Origin of the sequence: Streptomyces sp. DSM 40750 (assembly GCF_024612035.1) — a bacterium.
Taxonomy (GTDB): domain Bacteria; phylum Actinomycetota; class Actinomycetes; order Streptomycetales; family Streptomycetaceae; genus Streptomyces.
In genome coordinates, this window is sequence record NZ_CP102513.1 from 7,078,447 (window position 1) to 7,094,991 (window position 16,545).

At 70.9% G+C, this 16,545-nt stretch carries 12 protein-coding genes; 9 read left to right on the plus strand and 3 right to left on the minus strand.

Features of this window, described 5'->3' with window-relative positions; genetic code table 11:
• The first annotated feature begins 169 nt into the window (after positions 1–169).
• From JIX55_RS31650 to JIX55_RS31670, 5 genes are all read left to right on the plus strand, one after another.
• Complete coding sequence (locus JIX55_RS31650) at positions 170–1,561, plus strand: diacylglycerol/lipid kinase family protein (protein ID WP_257566634.1); 1,392 nt, start codon at positions 170–172, stop codon at positions 1,559–1,561.
• A 92-nt stretch (positions 1,562–1,653) separates the two neighbouring features.
• Positions 1,654–3,390 (plus strand): serine/threonine-protein kinase, encoded by a 1,737-nt coding sequence (locus tag JIX55_RS31655; protein WP_257566635.1) that lies wholly within the window; start codon positions 1,654–1,656, stop codon positions 3,388–3,390.
• 149 nt (positions 3,391–3,539) lie between these two features.
• Positions 3,540–5,171, plus strand: a complete 1,632-nt coding sequence (locus JIX55_RS31660; protein ID WP_257566636.1) for a succinic semialdehyde dehydrogenase — start codon at positions 3,540–3,542, stop codon at positions 5,169–5,171.
• A gap of 106 nt (positions 5,172–5,277) precedes the next feature.
• Positions 5,278–7,059: a GMC oxidoreductase gene (locus tag JIX55_RS31665; RefSeq protein WP_257566637.1), complete on the plus strand. Its 1,782-nt coding sequence runs from the start codon at positions 5,278–5,280 to the stop codon at positions 7,057–7,059.
• A 243-nt stretch (positions 7,060–7,302) separates the two neighbouring features.
• The gene (locus JIX55_RS31670) at positions 7,303–8,046 is read left to right on the plus strand and encodes a hypothetical protein (RefSeq protein ID WP_257566638.1); all 744 of its coding nucleotides are present in this window, start codon (positions 7,303–7,305) and stop codon (positions 8,044–8,046) included.
• Positions 8,047–8,631: 585 nt separating this feature from the next.
• Here the strand turns inward: JIX55_RS31670 and JIX55_RS31675 are convergent.
• Positions 8,632–8,913: a chorismate mutase gene (locus JIX55_RS31675; RefSeq protein ID WP_257566639.1), complete on the minus strand. Its 282-nt coding sequence runs from the start codon at positions 8,911–8,913 to the stop codon at positions 8,632–8,634.
• Positions 8,914–9,430: 517 nt separating this feature from the next.
• Between JIX55_RS31675 and guaA the strand changes: the two genes are divergently transcribed.
• Positions 9,431–11,017: a glutamine-hydrolyzing GMP synthase gene (gene guaA / locus JIX55_RS31680; protein WP_257566640.1), complete on the plus strand. Its 1,587-nt coding sequence runs from the start codon at positions 9,431–9,433 to the stop codon at positions 11,015–11,017.
• An 18-nt stretch (positions 11,018–11,035) separates the two neighbouring features.
• Here the strand turns inward: guaA and JIX55_RS31685 are convergent, their stop codons facing one another.
• Entirely contained in the window at positions 11,036–11,620 is a 585-nt protein-coding gene (locus tag JIX55_RS31685) for a pyridoxamine 5'-phosphate oxidase family protein (protein WP_257566641.1), read from the minus strand.
• Positions 11,621–11,823: 203 nt separating this feature from the next.
• Between JIX55_RS31685 and JIX55_RS31690 the strand changes: the two genes are divergently transcribed.
• Positions 11,824–12,618, plus strand: a complete 795-nt coding sequence (locus JIX55_RS31690) for a class II aldolase/adducin family protein (protein ID WP_257566642.1) — start codon at positions 11,824–11,826, stop codon at positions 12,616–12,618.
• A 144-nt stretch (positions 12,619–12,762) separates the two neighbouring features.
• Here JIX55_RS31690 and JIX55_RS31695 read toward each other — a convergent pair whose 3' ends face one another.
• Positions 12,763–13,647, minus strand: a complete 885-nt coding sequence (locus JIX55_RS31695; RefSeq protein WP_257566643.1) for a DUF4429 domain-containing protein — start codon at positions 13,645–13,647, stop codon at positions 12,763–12,765.
• 296 nt (positions 13,648–13,943) lie between these two features.
• On the opposite strand from JIX55_RS31695, the gene JIX55_RS31700 reads away from it, so the two are divergent.
• Positions 13,944–15,197, plus strand: a complete 1,254-nt coding sequence (locus JIX55_RS31700) for a hypothetical protein (protein ID WP_257566644.1) — start codon at positions 13,944–13,946, stop codon at positions 15,195–15,197.
• 397 nt (positions 15,198–15,594) lie between these two features.
• Positions 15,595–16,137, plus strand: a complete 543-nt coding sequence (locus JIX55_RS31705; protein ID WP_257566645.1) for a DoxX family protein — start codon at positions 15,595–15,597, stop codon at positions 16,135–16,137.
• The last annotated feature ends 408 nt before the right edge of the window (positions 16,138–16,545 follow it).

Below are 16,545 nucleotides of genomic sequence, written 5' to 3' on the forward strand. Positions count from 1 at the left end.
GTATCCGGCTCGGACACCTTGGCGGTCGCGGCGAGCAGCGTCTCATCTTCGGAACGGATGATTTCCACGGCCCCGGGGGAGTTCCACTCCCCGGGGCCGTCGCTTTGACGTAGGCCCTGGCCCTAACATGCCGTGTCAAGTGCATGATCGGCGCGAAGGGCGAGCGAGCGTGGGCATCGAACACCTGGACGTGCGGGCTCACGCCAGACAGCGCTGGGCGGCCAGGGCCGCACTCGGCTGCGCGGCACTCGCCGTACTGCTGCCGCTCGGTTTCGCACGTGAGGCGAGCCTCCTGCTCGTCGCCGGCGTCCTGCTGGGCGTCGGCCTCACCGTGGCCTCGCTGTGGTGGGTGCTGACCCGCCGGGGTACCGCCCGGATCGCTGCGGGCGCGCTGGCCGTGGCCGCGCCGGTCGGCGTCATCTGGTGGTTCGCCGCCGTCAATCTGCTCTGGGTGGTGGTCGTGTCCGCCGCCCTGTGGGGCGTGGCCGTCTGGTCCGGGAAGTTCGCCCTCAGCAGCACCAAGTCCCACCAGGTACACGTACCCGAGCACCGCACTCCCGCCCCCACCCGCCCCTTCTTCATCATGAACCCCAAGTCCGGGGGCGGAAAGGTCGAGCGTTTCCGGCTGAAGGAGAGGGCCGAACGCCTCGGCGCCACGGTCCATCTGCTCGACCCCGCGCACCACGAGGACGTCGCCGTACTGGCCCGGGACGCCGTCCGGAACGGCGCCGACCTGCTCGGCGTCGCCGGCGGCGACGGCACCCAGGCACAGGTCGCCGCCATCGCGGCGGCGTACGACGTTCCCCTGCTCGTCATCTCCGCCGGCACCCGCAACCACTTCGCCATGGACCTCGGGCTCGACCGCGACAACCCCGCCGCCTGTCTCGACGCCCTCACCGACAAGGGCGTCGAACTCCACGTCGACCTCGGCTACGCGAGCGGCCACCCCTTCGTCAACAACGCCAGCTTCGGCGCGTACGCCGCCGTCGTGCAGAGCCCCGCGTACCGCGACGACAAGGTTCGCACCACGCTGGAGCTGCTGCCGGAACTGCTCACCCACCAGCGCGGCCCGAGGCTCACCGCCCGCATCGGGGACGCCGTCATCGACGCGCCCCAGGCCGTTCTCGTCAGCAACAACGTCTACCGCAGCGACGACCTCGTCGGCCTCGGCCGACGCGAACGGCTGGACGCCGGGGTGCTGGGCGTCGTCGGCATCCGTGTCGACAGCGCCGCCGAGGCCGCCGGACTGGTCCTCGGCCCGAACGCCCCCGGGCTCAGCTTCCTCATCGCCGACGAGATCGTCGTCGAGGCCGACCGGCCGGAGATCGAGGTCGGCGTCGACGGCGAGGCCCTCGTCCTGCCCACCCCCGTCCACTGCCGGCTCTCGCGGAAGGCCCTGCGCGTCCGCGTCCCCCGCGACCGCCCCGGCGTCCCCGAGCCCAAACCACCCCTGGACTGGCGCCGGTTGCGCAAACTGGCCGCCGCCGTCGGCCGCACGGCCCTGCCCAAGCACCGCGAACGGTACGGCTGGGCACAGGAGTTGTGGAACCGGCGACGTTAGCCGGTCCGGTTCGGCCCGGCCGCTGACGACAGTCGTTCGGCCTACTGGGCGGTACATCGACAAGCTCCGCCCCCGCACGGTAGTGATGTGGCATGAGCGACGACGGCGAACATCCGCACGACGCACCCCCGCACGACAACCGGGACCCCGGGCACCACGCCCGCCTGGTCGGCGGCCGCTATCGCCTCACCGAGCGCATCGGCTCCGGCGGCATGGGCACCGTATGGAAGGCCGTCGACGAACTCGTCGAGCGCGAAGTCGCCGTCAAACAGCCCAGGTTGCCGGGCGACCCGGCGGACCCGGACGGCGGCCCGGAGGACCAGCACCGGCAGCGCGCCGCCAACCGCCTCTACCGCGAGGCCCGCGCCGCCGCCCGCGTCGACCACCCGTCCGCCGTCACCATCCACGACGTCGTCATCGAGGACGGCCACCCCTGGATCGTCATGGAGTGGGTCCGCGGCGAGTCCCTCCACGAACTGCTCCGGCGCGGCGCCCTCACCCCCGCCGAGTCCGCCCGGATCGGCCTCGCCGTCGTCGGCGCGCTGCACGCCGCGCACAGCGTCGGCATCGTCCACCGCGACGTCAAGCCGGCCAACGTCCTCCTCGGCCCGCACGGCCGCGTCGTCCTCACCGACTTCGGCATCGCCCACGTCCAGGGCGAGGAAGCCCTCACCGTGAGCGGCGAGTTCGTCGGCTCGATCGAGTTCGTCGCCCCCGAGCGCATGTCGGACCGCACCGCGGGCCCGCCCTCCGACCTGTGGTCCCTCGGCGTCCTCCTCTACGCCGCCGTCGAGGGCTGGTCCCCCTTCCGCCGTACGACCCTGGAGTCCACCCTCGCCGCGATCCTCTCCACCGAGCCCCCGGAACCCGAACGGGCGGGCCCGCTCGGCCCCCTGATCGTCCGCCTCCTGGCCAAGGAACCGGCGGCCCGCCCCGAGGCCGACGAGGTGAGAGCGGTACTGGAGGCGGTGGCGGAGGGCCGACCCGGACCTGAGCCGGATGTGCCGGCCCGGGCGACGGCGGTGCGGGTCGCGGAGGGCCGGGCGGCGGAGGTGGGGGTTGCGGAGGGCCGGGCGGCGGAGGTGCGGGTCGTGGAGGGCCCGGTACCCGCCGGGTTACCGGAGCCGCGCGACGACTCGCGGACGGTACGGCTCGGGACAGCTCGTGGCACGGCCCGCGGCAGCACGGCCCGCGGCAGCACAGGCCGCGGCAACACAGGCCGCCGCGGCACCGGCCGTCTCCTCCTGATCGCCACCCTCACCGGCGCCCTGCTCGCCGGCGGCGGAGTCTGGCTCGGCACCTCGCTCGCCCGCGAGGACACCGAGACGGTCTCCGACCCCGTCGCCACCGGCCCCACGGGTCCCACGGGGAGCGTCCGCTGGATCTCCCACGAGGAGAAGGCCATGGACGCCGTCCTCTCCCTTCCCGCCGCGTACGAACGGCTCCGCGCCCGGGACGGCAAGGGCGACCAGCCGCGCACGGTCACCTACGAGGGCGAGGAAGTCATCCGGGTACGGCTGACGCAGTGGGACGAGGCGCCCGCCTCGCCCATGGAGCAGGCCAAGGACGCCACGGACATCGTGGCGCGCGACGTGAAGTCGGCGGCGAACTACACCACCACGAGCTTCCACGACCAGGAGGCCGTCCTCGCCGACACCACCCACTACCAGGACGGCACGCCCACCCGCGTCATGGAGCTGATCGTCCGCACCGACGACGGCCGGATGTACGAACTGCGCGTGGACATGCCGAAGGGAACGGCGGACGAGAAGAAGGGCACGGCGGTGTTCAAGGGCGCACGGGACCGGCTGGAGATCGGAAAGCAGTGATCGACGCCGCATTCGCGACCGCACGGCACCGTCCGCCGCGCTGATCAGCCACTTCGTTGCCAGCGATCACTGGCGTGGTGTGTGCGCCCGGTGAAACCCTGTTACCGACGGGTACCCAAAGTCGTCCGGTCCGGAATACCCTGCGCGTCATGACGGACTCGCAGGCCCCCGAAAAGACCGGCACGGCACGGACGACCGGCACCAACCCCCTCGCGGCAGCCCCGCAGGGCGCCCGGACCGCCGCCGATGTGGTCACCCCCGAACTGGTCGCCCAGCTCACCAAGGGCGTGGTCGGTTCCGGCCGGACCGCCAACCACACGCCGTTCACCGGCGAGAAGCTGGCCGACCTGCCGGAGTCCACCCCCGAGGACGTGGAGAAGGCCTACGAGCGGGCCCGCGTCGCCCAGGCCGTCTGGGCCCAGGTGCCCGTGCGCGAGCGCGCCGCCGTACTCCTCCGCTTCCACGACCTGGTGCTCGAACGCCAGGCCGAGGTGCTCGACCTCATCCAGCTGGAGACCGGCAAGGCCCGTCTGCACGCCCACGAGGAGGTCCAGGCCGTCGCGGTCGCCGCCCGCCACTACGGCCGCAAGGCCCCCTTCTACCTGAAGCCGAAGCGGCACACCGGCGCCGTACCGACGCTCACGAAGGTCACCGAACTCCGTCACCCGCGCGGTGTGATCGGCCAGATCGCCCCCTGGAACTACCCGCTCGAACTCTCGGTCGGCGACGCGATCCCCGCCTTCGTCGCGGGCAACGCGGTCGTGATGAAGCCGGACACGGAGACCTGCCTGACCGCCCTGTGGGCCCGTGACCTGCTCATCGAGGCCGGTCTGCCCGCCGAGGTCTTCCAGGTCGTCCTCGGCGAGGGCCCCGTCATCGGCCCCGAGGTCGTCAGGCACGCCGACTACGTCTCCTTCACCGGCTCCACCCGCACCGGCCGCGAGGTCGCCCAGGGTGCCGCCGCCCGCCTCGTCGGCGTCTCCCTCGAACTCGGCGGCAAGAACGCGATGCTGGTCCTGGAGGACGCGGACATAGAGAAGGCGTCGGCGGGAGCGGTCCGCGCCTGCTTCTCCTCCGCCGGCCAACTCTGCATATCCATCGAGCGGCTGTACGTCCACGAGTCCATCGCCGACGCCTTCCTGGAGCGCTTCGCCGCCCGCACCAAGGCGATGCGCCTCGGCAAGTCCCTCGCGTACGGCGCCGACATGGGCTCCCTCGTAGGCGACCGCCAGCTGGCGACCGTCACCCGCCATGTCGACGAGGCCGTGGCGAAGGGCGCGAAGGTGATCGCCGGCGGCGTGGCCCGCCCGGACATCGGCCCCTACTTCTACGAGCCCACGATCCTCGACGGTGTATCGGAGCCCATGTCCGTCTGCACGGAGGAGACCTTCGGCCCGGTCGTCTCCATCTACCGCTTCACGGACGAGGACGCCGCCATCCAGGAGGCCAACTCCACCGCGTACGGTCTCAACGCCTCCGTCTGGACCAAGGACGGCCGCCGCGGCCGCGAGGTCGCCTCCCGCGTGCGCGCCGGCACCGTCAACGTCAACGAGGGCTACGCCTCCGCCTACGGCAGCGTCCAGTCCCCCATGGGCGGCATGAAGGACTCCGGCCTCGGCCGCCGCCACGGCTCCGAGGGCATCCTCAAGTACACGGAGGCCCAGACGGTCGCCCAGCAGCGCCTGCTGCCCATGGCCCCGTCCCTGGGCATGGACGACGAGAAGTACGCGCAGTTCATGAGCCGCAGCCTGAGGGCGATGAAGGCACTCCGGCTCAGGTAAGCGCCCCACAGGGGCGTGGGGCTGTATCGATACGCGGCTCCGCCGCGTGAGCGCGAGTAACCACAGACGGCCCGCAGAGAAGGACCGTTCTCAACGAGGAGAACAAGTGTCGTACGACTATGACGTCATCGTCGTGGGCTCCGGCTTCGGCGGGAGCGTGACCGCCCTGCGCCTGACCGAGAAGGGCTACAAGGTCGGCGTCCTCGAAGCGGGCCGTCGCTTCACCCGGGAGTCCCTTCCCAAGAACTCCTGGGACCTCAAGAACTACCTGTGGGCGCCCGGACTCGGGCTCTACGGCATCCAGCGCATTCACCTGCTGGGCAACGTCATGGTGCTGGCGGGCGCCGGTGTGGGCGGCGGCTCCCTCAACTACGCCAACACCCTCTACGTACCGCCGAAACCGTTCTTCGAAGATCCGCAGTGGAAGGACATCACCGACTGGCAGGAGGAGCTGAAGCCGTACTACGACCAGGCCCGCCGCATGCTCGGCGTACGGCTCAACCCGACGATGACCCCGTCGGACGTCCATCTGAAGGCCGCCGCGGAACGGATGGGCGTCGGCGACAGCTTCCACCTCGCCCCGGTCGGTGTCTTCTTCGGCGACGGCGAGGACGCCGACGGCAAGGCGAAGGCCGCCCCCGGCGACCAGGTGGGGGACCCGTACTTCGGCGGCGCGGGCCCCGCCCGCAACGCCTGCACCGAGTGCGGCGAGTGCATGACCGGCTGCCGCCACGGCGCGAAGAACACCCTCAACGAGAACTACCTCTACCTCGCGGAGAAGGCGGGCGCGGTCGTCCACCCGATGACCACGGTCGTCGCCCTCACCGAGGACTCACAGGGCGGCTACGCCGTCACGACCCTCCCGACGGACGAGCGCCGCAAGGGTGAGCCCCGTGTGCTGAAGGCTCGCCGGGTCGTCCTCGCGGCCGGCACCTACGGCACCCAGACCCTGCTGCACCGCATGAAGGCGAACGGCCAACTCCCGTATGTCTCGGACCGGTTGGGCATGCTGACCCGCACCAACTCCGAGGCCCTGGTCGGCGCCCAGACCGACAACCGCCGCTATCGCAAGGCCCACGGCGTCCCCGAGGTCGACTTCACCCGGGGCGTGGCGATCACCTCCTCCATCCACCCCGACGAGAACACCCATATCGAGCCCGTCCGCTACGGCAAGGGCTCCAACGCGATGGGCGGCCTGTCGATCCTCCAGGTCCCGTACGCGGGCGGCGGCGCGTCGGACGCCTCACGCGTCCTCGGCTGGCTGGCGTACGCGGCCAGACACCCCTTGCTGGTGGCCCGCTCCCTCTCCAACCGCCGCTGGTCGGAGCGGACCATCATCGGCCTGGTGATGCAGTCGCTGGACAACTCCCTCAGCACCTATCTGAAGCCGAAGGGCCTGGGCAAGGGCCTGCTGACGGCACGTCAGGGCCACGGCGCCCCCAATCCCAAGCAGATCGAGGCCGCTTCGACGGCCGCCGCCACGATCGCCGCCGAGATCAACGGCTTCGCCGGCAGCAACGTGGGCGAACTGATGGGCACCCCGCTCACCGCGCACTTCCTCGGCGGCTGCCCCATCGGCGCCACCGCGGACGACGGTGTCATCGACCCGTACCACCGCCTCTACGGCCACCCCGGGATCTCGGTCGTCGACGGCGCGGCCGTCTCCGCGAACCTGGGCGTGAACCCGTCCCTGACGATTACTGCCCAGGCCGAGCGCGCGATGTCGTACTGGCCCAACAACGGCGAACCCGACCGCCGCCCGGCCCCCGGCGCGACCTACGAACGCCTCCGCCCGGTGGAGCCCCTGCGCCCGGCGGTCCCGGCGGACGCCTTCGGCGCGCTGCGGCTGCCGCTGCTGGCGGTACCGACGGTGCCGCCGAAGGAGTAGCGAAGCCGGAGAAGGACCCGCACCCCCCTCCGAGCGCGGGTCCTTCTCTCGTGTGCCAGGTGTGACATGCGAGGGGTGCGAAGGGTTGCCCTTGCGATCACAGTTTTTTTGAGTGACGTGAGTCACATATGGATGTGGCTGGAGTGGCACAACGAATTGATGTGCCGCGTTGTCAAATACGTGTTCGATGGGGCCTGTGGGGCCCCTGTGAGGCATGCAACGAAAGTCGTGAGGGTGGGGGACATGCAGTCGAAGATGTCGCGTGCGGCGGTGGCCGTCTCGGTGGTGGCCACGCTGGGGTTCACCGCGGCGTGCGGTGGAGGCGGCGACGAGGACAAGGCCGTGGAGACGACGCCGTCGGCCTCCGCCGACGCCACGGCCGGCGGAGACGCGAAGAATGAGAAGGACTCGGCGGGGCAGGGCGCGCTGACCGAGGCCCAGCTGAAGGAGGCCGCCCTCGCGAAGGGTGACGTCAAGGGCTACAAGATCGCCGACATGCCCGCGGACGAGATGCCCGCCGAGACCGTTCCCGCGGAGCCGGCCGCCTGCCAGCCCATCGCGAACATGTTCTACTTCACCTCGGACCCGAAGGCGAAGGCCCGCGTCGGACGCACCGCCACCCCGGAGGACGCGCTCTCCGCCAGCGTCACCTCACTCGCCCTCGCCGCGCACGAGCAGGGAGACGCCGAGAAGGTGATCGCCGACCTGCGCGAGGCGACGGAGAAGTGCACCAAGTACGAGGACGTCGGCAACAAGTACTCCGGCGTCGAGGCCCTCCCCGCCCCCGAACAGGGCGACGAGGCCGTCTCGTACAAGATGAAGGGCGACATCGAGGGGGCCGAGATACCGATGTCCTTCACGGTGGTGCGCAGTGGCTCGACGCTCATCGGGTTCTACTCGATGAACATGCTCGACGCGGACAAGGCGCAGGTGCCGACCGAGCTGCTGGAGGCGCAGGTCGCGAAGTTGGAGAAGGCCACCGGCTGAGCGACTCGGCGAAAGGTCACCGGCTGAGCGATTCGGTGAAAGGTCACCGGCTGGGCGACTCGGCGATCCGGCATGACGAAGGGCCCCGCGGGACGGAAGTCGCGGGGCCCTTCTGCGTCAGCACCGACGTCAGGGCGGCGCCGGTGCCTCGAAGCGGCGCCGGGGGATTGCGCCGTGGGCTCGGGAGGTCGATCTCTGCTGTGGGGCTGTGGGGCTGCGTGCTTGGGGGCTTGCGGTGATTTGGCCCATTGGTCGCGGTCTGTTCCTGCATCGTGCGGGATGGGCAACGGCCTCCGCAACCGTTTCGGCCACCCCCGAACAGATTCCGCCGGTCGGCTCCGGGCGTCCCCGGAGCCGACCGTTCTCTTGAGTGACCGGGCTGCTGTCCCCTGCCGTCCGGTCACAACCCTGGAGCGAGGTCCCACGGCGCACGACACGATCCGTACGCCTCATCGCTCCAGCGGAGCCACGCGTGGTTCTTCCGGGCCCGGGCCTGGCTGGCACGGACACCGACACCAACGAAGCTTGTCGTACGACGGTCACGCGCCGTACGGGTGAGAGGGCAGGCGTACGTGCGTGCGCCGGTCAGATGCGCCCCCGGCACAGCTCCAGCAGGGTCATGGCGAGCGCGGTACCGGGCTTGCCGAGGGCGTCCCTGTAGTGGGCGAGGATCTCCATCTCGCGGGAGAGGTTCACCCGGCGCCCGCCGGACTCGATCCGCGCCTCCTGGATCACGGCGGAGACCGCCACCCGTTCCTGGATCAGCCCGATGATCCGGTCGTCCAGCGCGTCGATGCGCTCACGCGCACCGGTGATCACACCGGCGGCCTCGGAAGTACGGGCGCCGGTCACGTCGATGGCGGTCATAAGGGGCTCCTCGTCGGAAGTCGGAAGAGGCTCCCCGGATCGGCAGGGTCCAAAAACGCCAGGCGCCCCGGACCTTGTCGGCCCGGGGCGCCTGGGAAGTCGCTTGTCAGTAGCTCAAGCAGCACGACCATGGCAGCCGGTGGGCCGGTTGCCATAGGTAAAGAGGAAGGTCGGGTGCGTGAGCATGGGGGTCAGTATGCCATGACCGCGCGCGGCGCCCTTTCGTCCGGTTCCCTCCGGCCGAGGCCGGGCGCGCTTCTCCTCCGACCGAGATGACAGAGCCGGCCGAACCTTCTCCTTCGACCTCCTTCGCCCCGGCCGGTCGCCGCCTCCCCTTACCGGGCCGGGTGGCCGCCCCTCCAGCCGAGTCGGGTGCCTTGTCGTCCACGCGAGTCGGGTGGTGAGCGGGCAGAGGGTCCTCGGGGTCTGGGGTGGAGCCCCAGTGGCCGGGCCCACGAGAGCGCACCCCGGTAGACTCGGCCACACAGACCCCCGCCCAACCGCCGGAAGGCACCCCGTGTCATCAGCGAACCCCGCTGCCGCCGCCCCCGACACCGTCCTGGTCGTCGACTTCGGCGCCCAGTACGCCCAGCTCATCGCCCGACGAGTCCGCGAGGCCCGGGTCTACAGCGAGATCGTGCCGAGCACCATGCCGGTCGCGGAGATGCTCGCCAAGAACCCGGCGGCGATCATCCTCTCCGGCGGCCCCTCCTCGGTCTACGCCGAGGGCGCCCCCCGCCTCGACCGTGAGCTCTTCGAGTCCGGTGTCCCCGTCTTCGGCATGTGCTACGGCTTCCAGCTGATGGCCACGACCCTCGGCGGCACGGTCGACAACACGGGAGCGCGCGAGTACGGCCGTACGCCCCTCCACGTCACGCCCATAGGGTCAGGCTCCACCCTCTTCGAGGGCACCCCCGACGAGCAGTCGGTGTGGATGTCCCACGGCGACGCCTGCTCCGCCGCCCCCGAGGGCTTCACGGTCACGGCCTCCACCGACGTCGTACCGGTCGCCGCCTTCGAGAACGACGAGAAGAAGCTGTACGGCGTCCAGTACCACCCGGAGGTCATGCACTCCACGTACGGCCAGCAGGTCCTGGAGCACTTCCTCTACCGGGGCGCGGGCATCACCCCGAACTGGACCACCGGCAACGTCATCGACGAGCAGGTCGAGGCCATCCGCGAGCTGGTCGGCGACAAGCGCGCGATCTGCGGCCTCTCCGGCGGCGTGGACTCCGCGGTCGCCGCGGCCCTCGTGCAGAAGGCCATCGGCTCCCAGCTGACCTGCGTGTACGTCGACCACGGTCTGATGCGCAAGAACGAGACCGAGCAGGTCGAGAAGGACTTCGTCGCCGCGACCGGCGTCCAGCTGAAGGTCGTGGACGCGGAGGAGCGGTTCCTCAAGGCGCTCGCCGGGGTCTCCGACCCCGAACAGAAGCGGAAGATCATCGGCCGCGAGTTCATCCGTGTCTTCGAGCAGGCCCAGGCGGAGATCATCGCCGACGAGGGCCCCGAGGTGGCCTTCCTCGTCCAGGGCACGCTCTACCCGGACGTCGTCGAGTCCGGCGGCGGCACCGGCACGGCCAACATCAAGTCCCACCACAACGTGGGCGGCCTGCCGGAAGACCTCGAGTTCAAGCTGATCGAGCCGCTGCGCAAGCTCTTCAAGGACGAGGTCCGGATGGTCGGCCAGGAGCTGGGCCTTCCGGAGGAGATCGTCCAGCGCCAGCCCTTCCCGGGCCCCGGCCTCGGCATCCGCATCGTCGGCGAGGTCACCAAGGACCGTCTCGACCTCCTCCGCGACGCCGACGCCATCGCCCGCGAGGAGCTGACGGCGGCCGGCCTCGACCGCGACATCTGGCAGTGCCCGGTGGTCCTCCTCGCGGACGTCCGCAGCGTCGGCGTCCAGGGCGACGGCCGCACCTACGGCCACCCGATCGTCCTGCGCCCGGTCTCCTCCGAGGACGCCATGACCGCCGACTGGTCCCGGCTGCCGTACGACGTCCTCGCGAAGATCTCCACCCGGATCACCAACGAGGTCGCCGACGTCAACCGAGTGGTCCTCGATGTGACGTCGAAGCCGCCGGGCACGATCGAGTGGGAGTGAGTCTCCTGCTTGTGAGACTCAGGTCCGTTTGAGGGTCCGCACCGGCTCTCCGGGCTTCCAGACCTGGACGACCAGGTACTTGTCGTCCTCGACGTAGGTCCGTACGACCTCCGTCAGCTCGGTGCGGAAGAGGTGGAACGGCTCCGGCGGTTCCACCTCTTCGCCGTACGCCGCCCTGACCGCGGGATCGTCGACCTCGACCGCCCGCCCGCTCACCCGTACGTCACCACCGCCCATCTCCGTACCCGGGCCGGGGTTGGCCTGCAACGCGAACCGGGGATCGCGGCGCAGATCGAGCACCTTCAGCGAGTCCGGCATCATCCCCAGCCACAGCTCGCCGTTCCGGAACGTGACCTCCAGCCCGGTCGTACGCGGGGAGCCGTCCCTGCGGAGGGTGGCGAGGATGTGATGCGTGAAAGCCCCGAAGCGTGCCTCGACGGTCCGCGCGAGCCCGGGTTCGGCGGCGGCGAAGGCGGCCCAGTTCGACGGACTTGAAGGACTTGAAGGAGTCGCCGGACTTGAGGGAGTCGAAGGGCTGCTTGAAGGACTTGAAGGGCTTGAAGGGCTTGAAGAAGGCGTGCGGCTCTTTCGGCTCTCTGGCATAGGACGAGTCTCGCGCGGATACCCGACAACCACTGTCCGGTTACCCCCAGCGACGTACGCGGCTTGATCCGAGCGGGTGTGCGGCCTCGCGCGCTTCTGTGACTTGCGTAACGGTTGCGCACTCTCTTCACGGAACGGCCCTGTTCTGCGCAGGGGACCGGCGGTAACTTCCGCTTCGAAAAGGAAGTCAGTCTGGAGGACACATGCACGGGCCCACACCGCCCCTGCCCCTACCCACCGATCAGCTCCGGTTCGCCATGCCGCCGATGCACGAGTCGACGGAGGACGAGCGGCGGCACCGCAAAGAACGGCTGGCCGGGGCCCTGAGGATCTTCGGGCGGCTGGGGTTCGAGGAGGGGGTCTCGGGTCACATCACCGCGCGCGACCCGGAGTTCAGCGACTGTTTCTGGGTCAATCCGTTCGGGATGCCGTTCAAGCACGTCACGGTGAGTGACCTGGTCCTCGCCAACCAGGACGGGCAGGTGATCGAGGGCCGCTACCACGTGAACCAGGCGGCCTTCACCGTCCACGCCCAGGTGCATGCCGCCCGCCCCGACGTCGTCGCGGTCGCCCACTGTCACTCCGTGCACGGCCGTGCGCTGGCCGCGCTAGGCGACCTGCTCGACCCGATCACCCAGGAGTCCTGCGCCTTCTACGAGGACCACGCGCTCTACGACCACTACACGGGCGTCGCCGTGGACGCGGACGAGGGCCGCCGGATCGCCGCCGTGCTCGGCAGCCGCAAGGCGCTGGTGCTCCGCAACCACGGCCTGCTGACGGTCGGCGACTCGGTCGACGCGGCGGCGTGGTGGTTCCTGTCGATGGAACGCTCGGCGCAGGTGCAGCTGACCGCGAAGGCGGCGGGGCGGCCGCTCCTCATCGAACACCGGCTGGCCGCGGCGACGAGGGAGCAGGCGGGCGGCGATCTGGTGGCGTGGATCAACTATCAGCCGCTGTGGCAGGACATCAGCCGGAGCGAGCCGGATCTTCTGAGCTGACCCCGGAATCCCGGTGTGCGGCTGCGAGGTCGAGTGTTCGGCTGCCGGTTCGAAGTTTTCGGCTGCGGTTCGATGTGTCCGGCCTGCCGGTTCGAAGTGGCTGGTCGCGCAGTTCCCCGCGCCACTTGGGGGCGCTGGTGCTGCTCAGAAGTCGCGGAGCACCGCCGCCTTCGTGGCCGCGAACTCCTCGGCCGTGAGGACGCCGTCGCGGTGGAGTTCGCCCAGCTCGCGGAGGCGGCGGAGGAGGACGTCGTGGTGGTCGGCGGCCGGGGGCGGGGCGGTGGCGGTCTCGGTCGACCGCTCCACATGGTCGGTCGCGCGCGTCGACGGATGGGGGAGTCGGGCGGTGACGGCCGTGGCGACCAGGGCCGTGAGGAGGTCGCGGCGCGTGCTGCCCCACAGATCGAGGGCGAACGGGTCCCGCTCCGGCGGCAGCTTGGAGAACACGGTCTCCCGCGTCACGAACCGCAGGAACCCGTCCTCGTAACCGGAGTTGGGCAGCCACTCGACCTGGACCAGATCGCCGATGTCGATGATCCGCGGGCCGGTCGCGCGCTTGACGCGGTCGGAGGTGTCGTTCCAGTCGATCCGGACCCGCGTACCGTCGAACGAGACCGTGCCGTCGCTGGACCGCACGGACACCGGCACGGGCGGCCCGGGCAGGAGATAGGTCCTGGCGGGCTCCTTCGGCGTCTGTTCCAGCAGCATGGACTGCCGTATCTCCTCGGCCACGTACTCGGCGACCCCGGAACGGTCCAGGTCGACCGTCAGCCGGTACGGGTCGGCCGCGTCCGGCAGCCGCCCGCCGGTGGCCTGGAGCAGCGGATCACTGCCCTCGCGGAGCCGTAACCGGAGCCGCCCGCGCTTGCGTTCGGGCTCGTAGACGACACCGGCCACCGCCTCCAGGGGCACCGCGACCTCCCCGTACGTCTGCCGGAACAGCGCCACGGAACGGTGCAGGCCCGGCGTGATCCGGACCGTGCTGCCGTCGAAGGCCCAGGTTCCGTCACGCTGGATGATCTCGGCCATAGGGAGATTCTCGCAGCCGGGTCAACACGGGCACTCGTACTTCACCCCGCGCTTCTCTTGCATGGAGCGCCCCTGCCGGACGCGGGCCGTGTTCCGTACGGCACAATTCGCTGTCGTCGCAGGGCAGGTGTACGGCCGCACGGCTGTGGTAGTGGGCGGACGTACGTACGACGCCCCGCGACGACGGTGAAGGCGTCGATGACGGTGACGGCGAATGCCGAGGGACGCGGACGCAGAGGCGGCCGCGGCGCGGGAAGGCGGGCTCGGACGTGGCGGTTCAGGAGGCCAGAGGGGGCATGGGCGCGGGCTCCCATGACGGCGGATGCACGTGCGGGGACTGCCCGCACGGGGCGCGCGCGGGACACCGGCGCGCGGTCGCCGCATTCCTGCTGAAGCGGGAGGAGTTCGCGTCCGGGCAGGGGCTGCCCGCGGCTGTCGCGCACTCCGCGTCCGCCTCCCGGCAGTGGGTCTCCGACGAGCTCACCCAGTCCGCGGCCCTCGTCGCCGAACGCGGCCGCGTCGAGGGCGAGGCCTGGCTCGGCCGCCTCTGGCTGCGAACGGCGATCGTCGTCTGGGCCGCCGTCGTGGCCCTCCTCCTCGTGCAGTCCCTCACCGCGATCGGCGCGGGCTGGACGGTCGCCCGCACGGTCGGTCTGCTCGCCGCCCTGCTGGTGGGCGCGGCGCTGACGGGCGCCGGATATCTGCACCGGGCGCGTGGCGGCGCCGTCGCCCCGGTCATCGGCGAGGACAACCGTCTCTCCACCTCCCGTGCGATCGCGGCCAGTTGGGTACTCTTCGTCGTCTTCGCGGTCCTTGTCCTGGTCGGCCGTCTGGCCGCCGCCTCCGACCAGCTCGAACGCGACTCCCTCATCGCCGGCCTCGACCTCGCCCGCGGCGCCGGCATCGTGACCGTCCTCGCCGTCGTCTGCGGCATCGCCGTCCTGGTCCGCCGCGTAGTCGGCCTCCGCATCCTCTCTCAACGCCTCCAGAAGGTCCGCGCCCACCGCCCCCGCGCCGCAGATCTCCTCACCGACGACTCGGGCCGAGGCAGCTTCACGGACATCCAGTACGTGATCATCTGCACCGTCGCCCTCGCCTTCGCGGCGGTCCGTCTCGCCCGCCGCCCCGACCAACTCCCCGACCTCCCCTGGGGCCTCGCCCTCCTCGTCCTGGTCTCCGCGGCCACCTACGTGGCCGGCAAGTACGCCGAGGGCGGCCGCCCCGTCATCCTCTCCGTCGTCCGGGCCCGCGAGGCCGGCGACCTCGACGCCCCCATCCGCAACGGCGACGACATCGAGATCCGCGGCGCCGGCTTCGTCCCACCCGGCGCCCAGACCGCCGACCGCCTCTCCCGCATGGTCGTCCGCATCGGCCCCGTCCACGTCCACGTCCCCCTCGTCCCCGTAGCCGGCGGCTTCAGCAACCCCACCGACGCCGTCCTCACCGCTCCCGTCCCCGCCGACGTCGAACCCGGCAAGGTCGAGGTCCAGGTAGTGACAGCAGCCGGCGTCGAAACCAACCGCTACACGATCGAGGTCTCGGCGGACTGAGCCTCGGGGCCCGAGGAAGCCGGCGAAGGCCCAGGGGCGCATCGCCTGAGAATCTGGCGGGAGTCCGCAACTTAGCGGGGCTCCGCATACTTGGCGGGCCTCCAGATACCTGGCGGGGGGTCCAGGGGGCGCAGTGCCCCTGGCGGGGTCCGGGGCGGCGCCCCATGAGGGCGCGTGTGAGCGGACGCGCGGGGCGGGGTCGAAGGGGCGCAGCCCCTGGGGATGGGACGGGAAAGGGCGGCGGGGGCGAGAAAAGGCATCCGGGACGCCCCCTGACCCCCAGAACAAGGCGCCCCGACCCGGAAAAACGCCCCCGCGGTATTGAGCACCCCCACCCCTCCGAACGTATCGTCTGTTGAGGGGTCAACGGCACGGCGGACAAGAGGCGGCGCAGACCATGACTCACGACATTCGCTCGGACTCCCACCCCCCCTACCTCGACGGCGGCCACGACTGGCGGGACACAGCCACCCGCTACGCCCTGCTGCCCCTCCGTGTCTTCCTCGCCATCACCTTCATCTACGCCGGCCTCGACAAACTCACCGACAGCGCGTTCATGGCCGACTCCGGCTCCGGCTCGATCGGCGACATGATGAGCGCCTCCCGAGACTCCTCCGCCATCCCCGCCCTGATCGACATGGCCCTGGAGAACCCCGTCGGCTTCGGCTACGCCATCGCCATCGGCGAACTCGCCGTCGGCATCGGCACTCTCCTCGGCCTCTTCTCCCGCCTCGCCGCCCTCGGCGGCGCCCTGATCTCCCTCAGCCTCTGGCTGACGGTCAGCTGGTCGGCGTCCCCGTACTACTACGGCAACGACCTCCCCTACTTCATGGCCTGGATCCCTCTGATCCTCGCCGGCGCCCCTGTCCTCTCAGTGGACGCAGCCATCCGCTCCCGCCGCACCGGCGGCCGCCGACACCGCGCGGGTGCGTACCGCTGAGCGCCCAGCCCCGGCCCGCCCACCCCAGCCCACCTGGGGTGAGCCCTCGTTGCCTTGACGGTTCCCTCTTCAGTCATGTGACCTTCTTGTGGCGTACCAGCAGGTCAGCCCCCACTTGCCAGGCGCAGATGCCGACTGCCCCGGCGCCCGCCCCGCCCGTTCGGCTGCTCAAGCTGACCCTGCCGAGCCAGCTGGTCCAGCCGCCCCCGTCGGTCCGGTCGGTCCGGTTGGCCCTGCCGTCCCGGTCCGTCCAGATTCCCGGCGTCGCCCGCGTATCGCGTGGTCCAGGAACGCCACCGCCCCCGCGAGCCCCAGCCCGCCGACGACGAGCGGTATCACCACGAACCACGGTGTCTCCCAGGCATCACCCGCGTCGCCGAGATACACGACACCGGCGGCGGTGAGGAA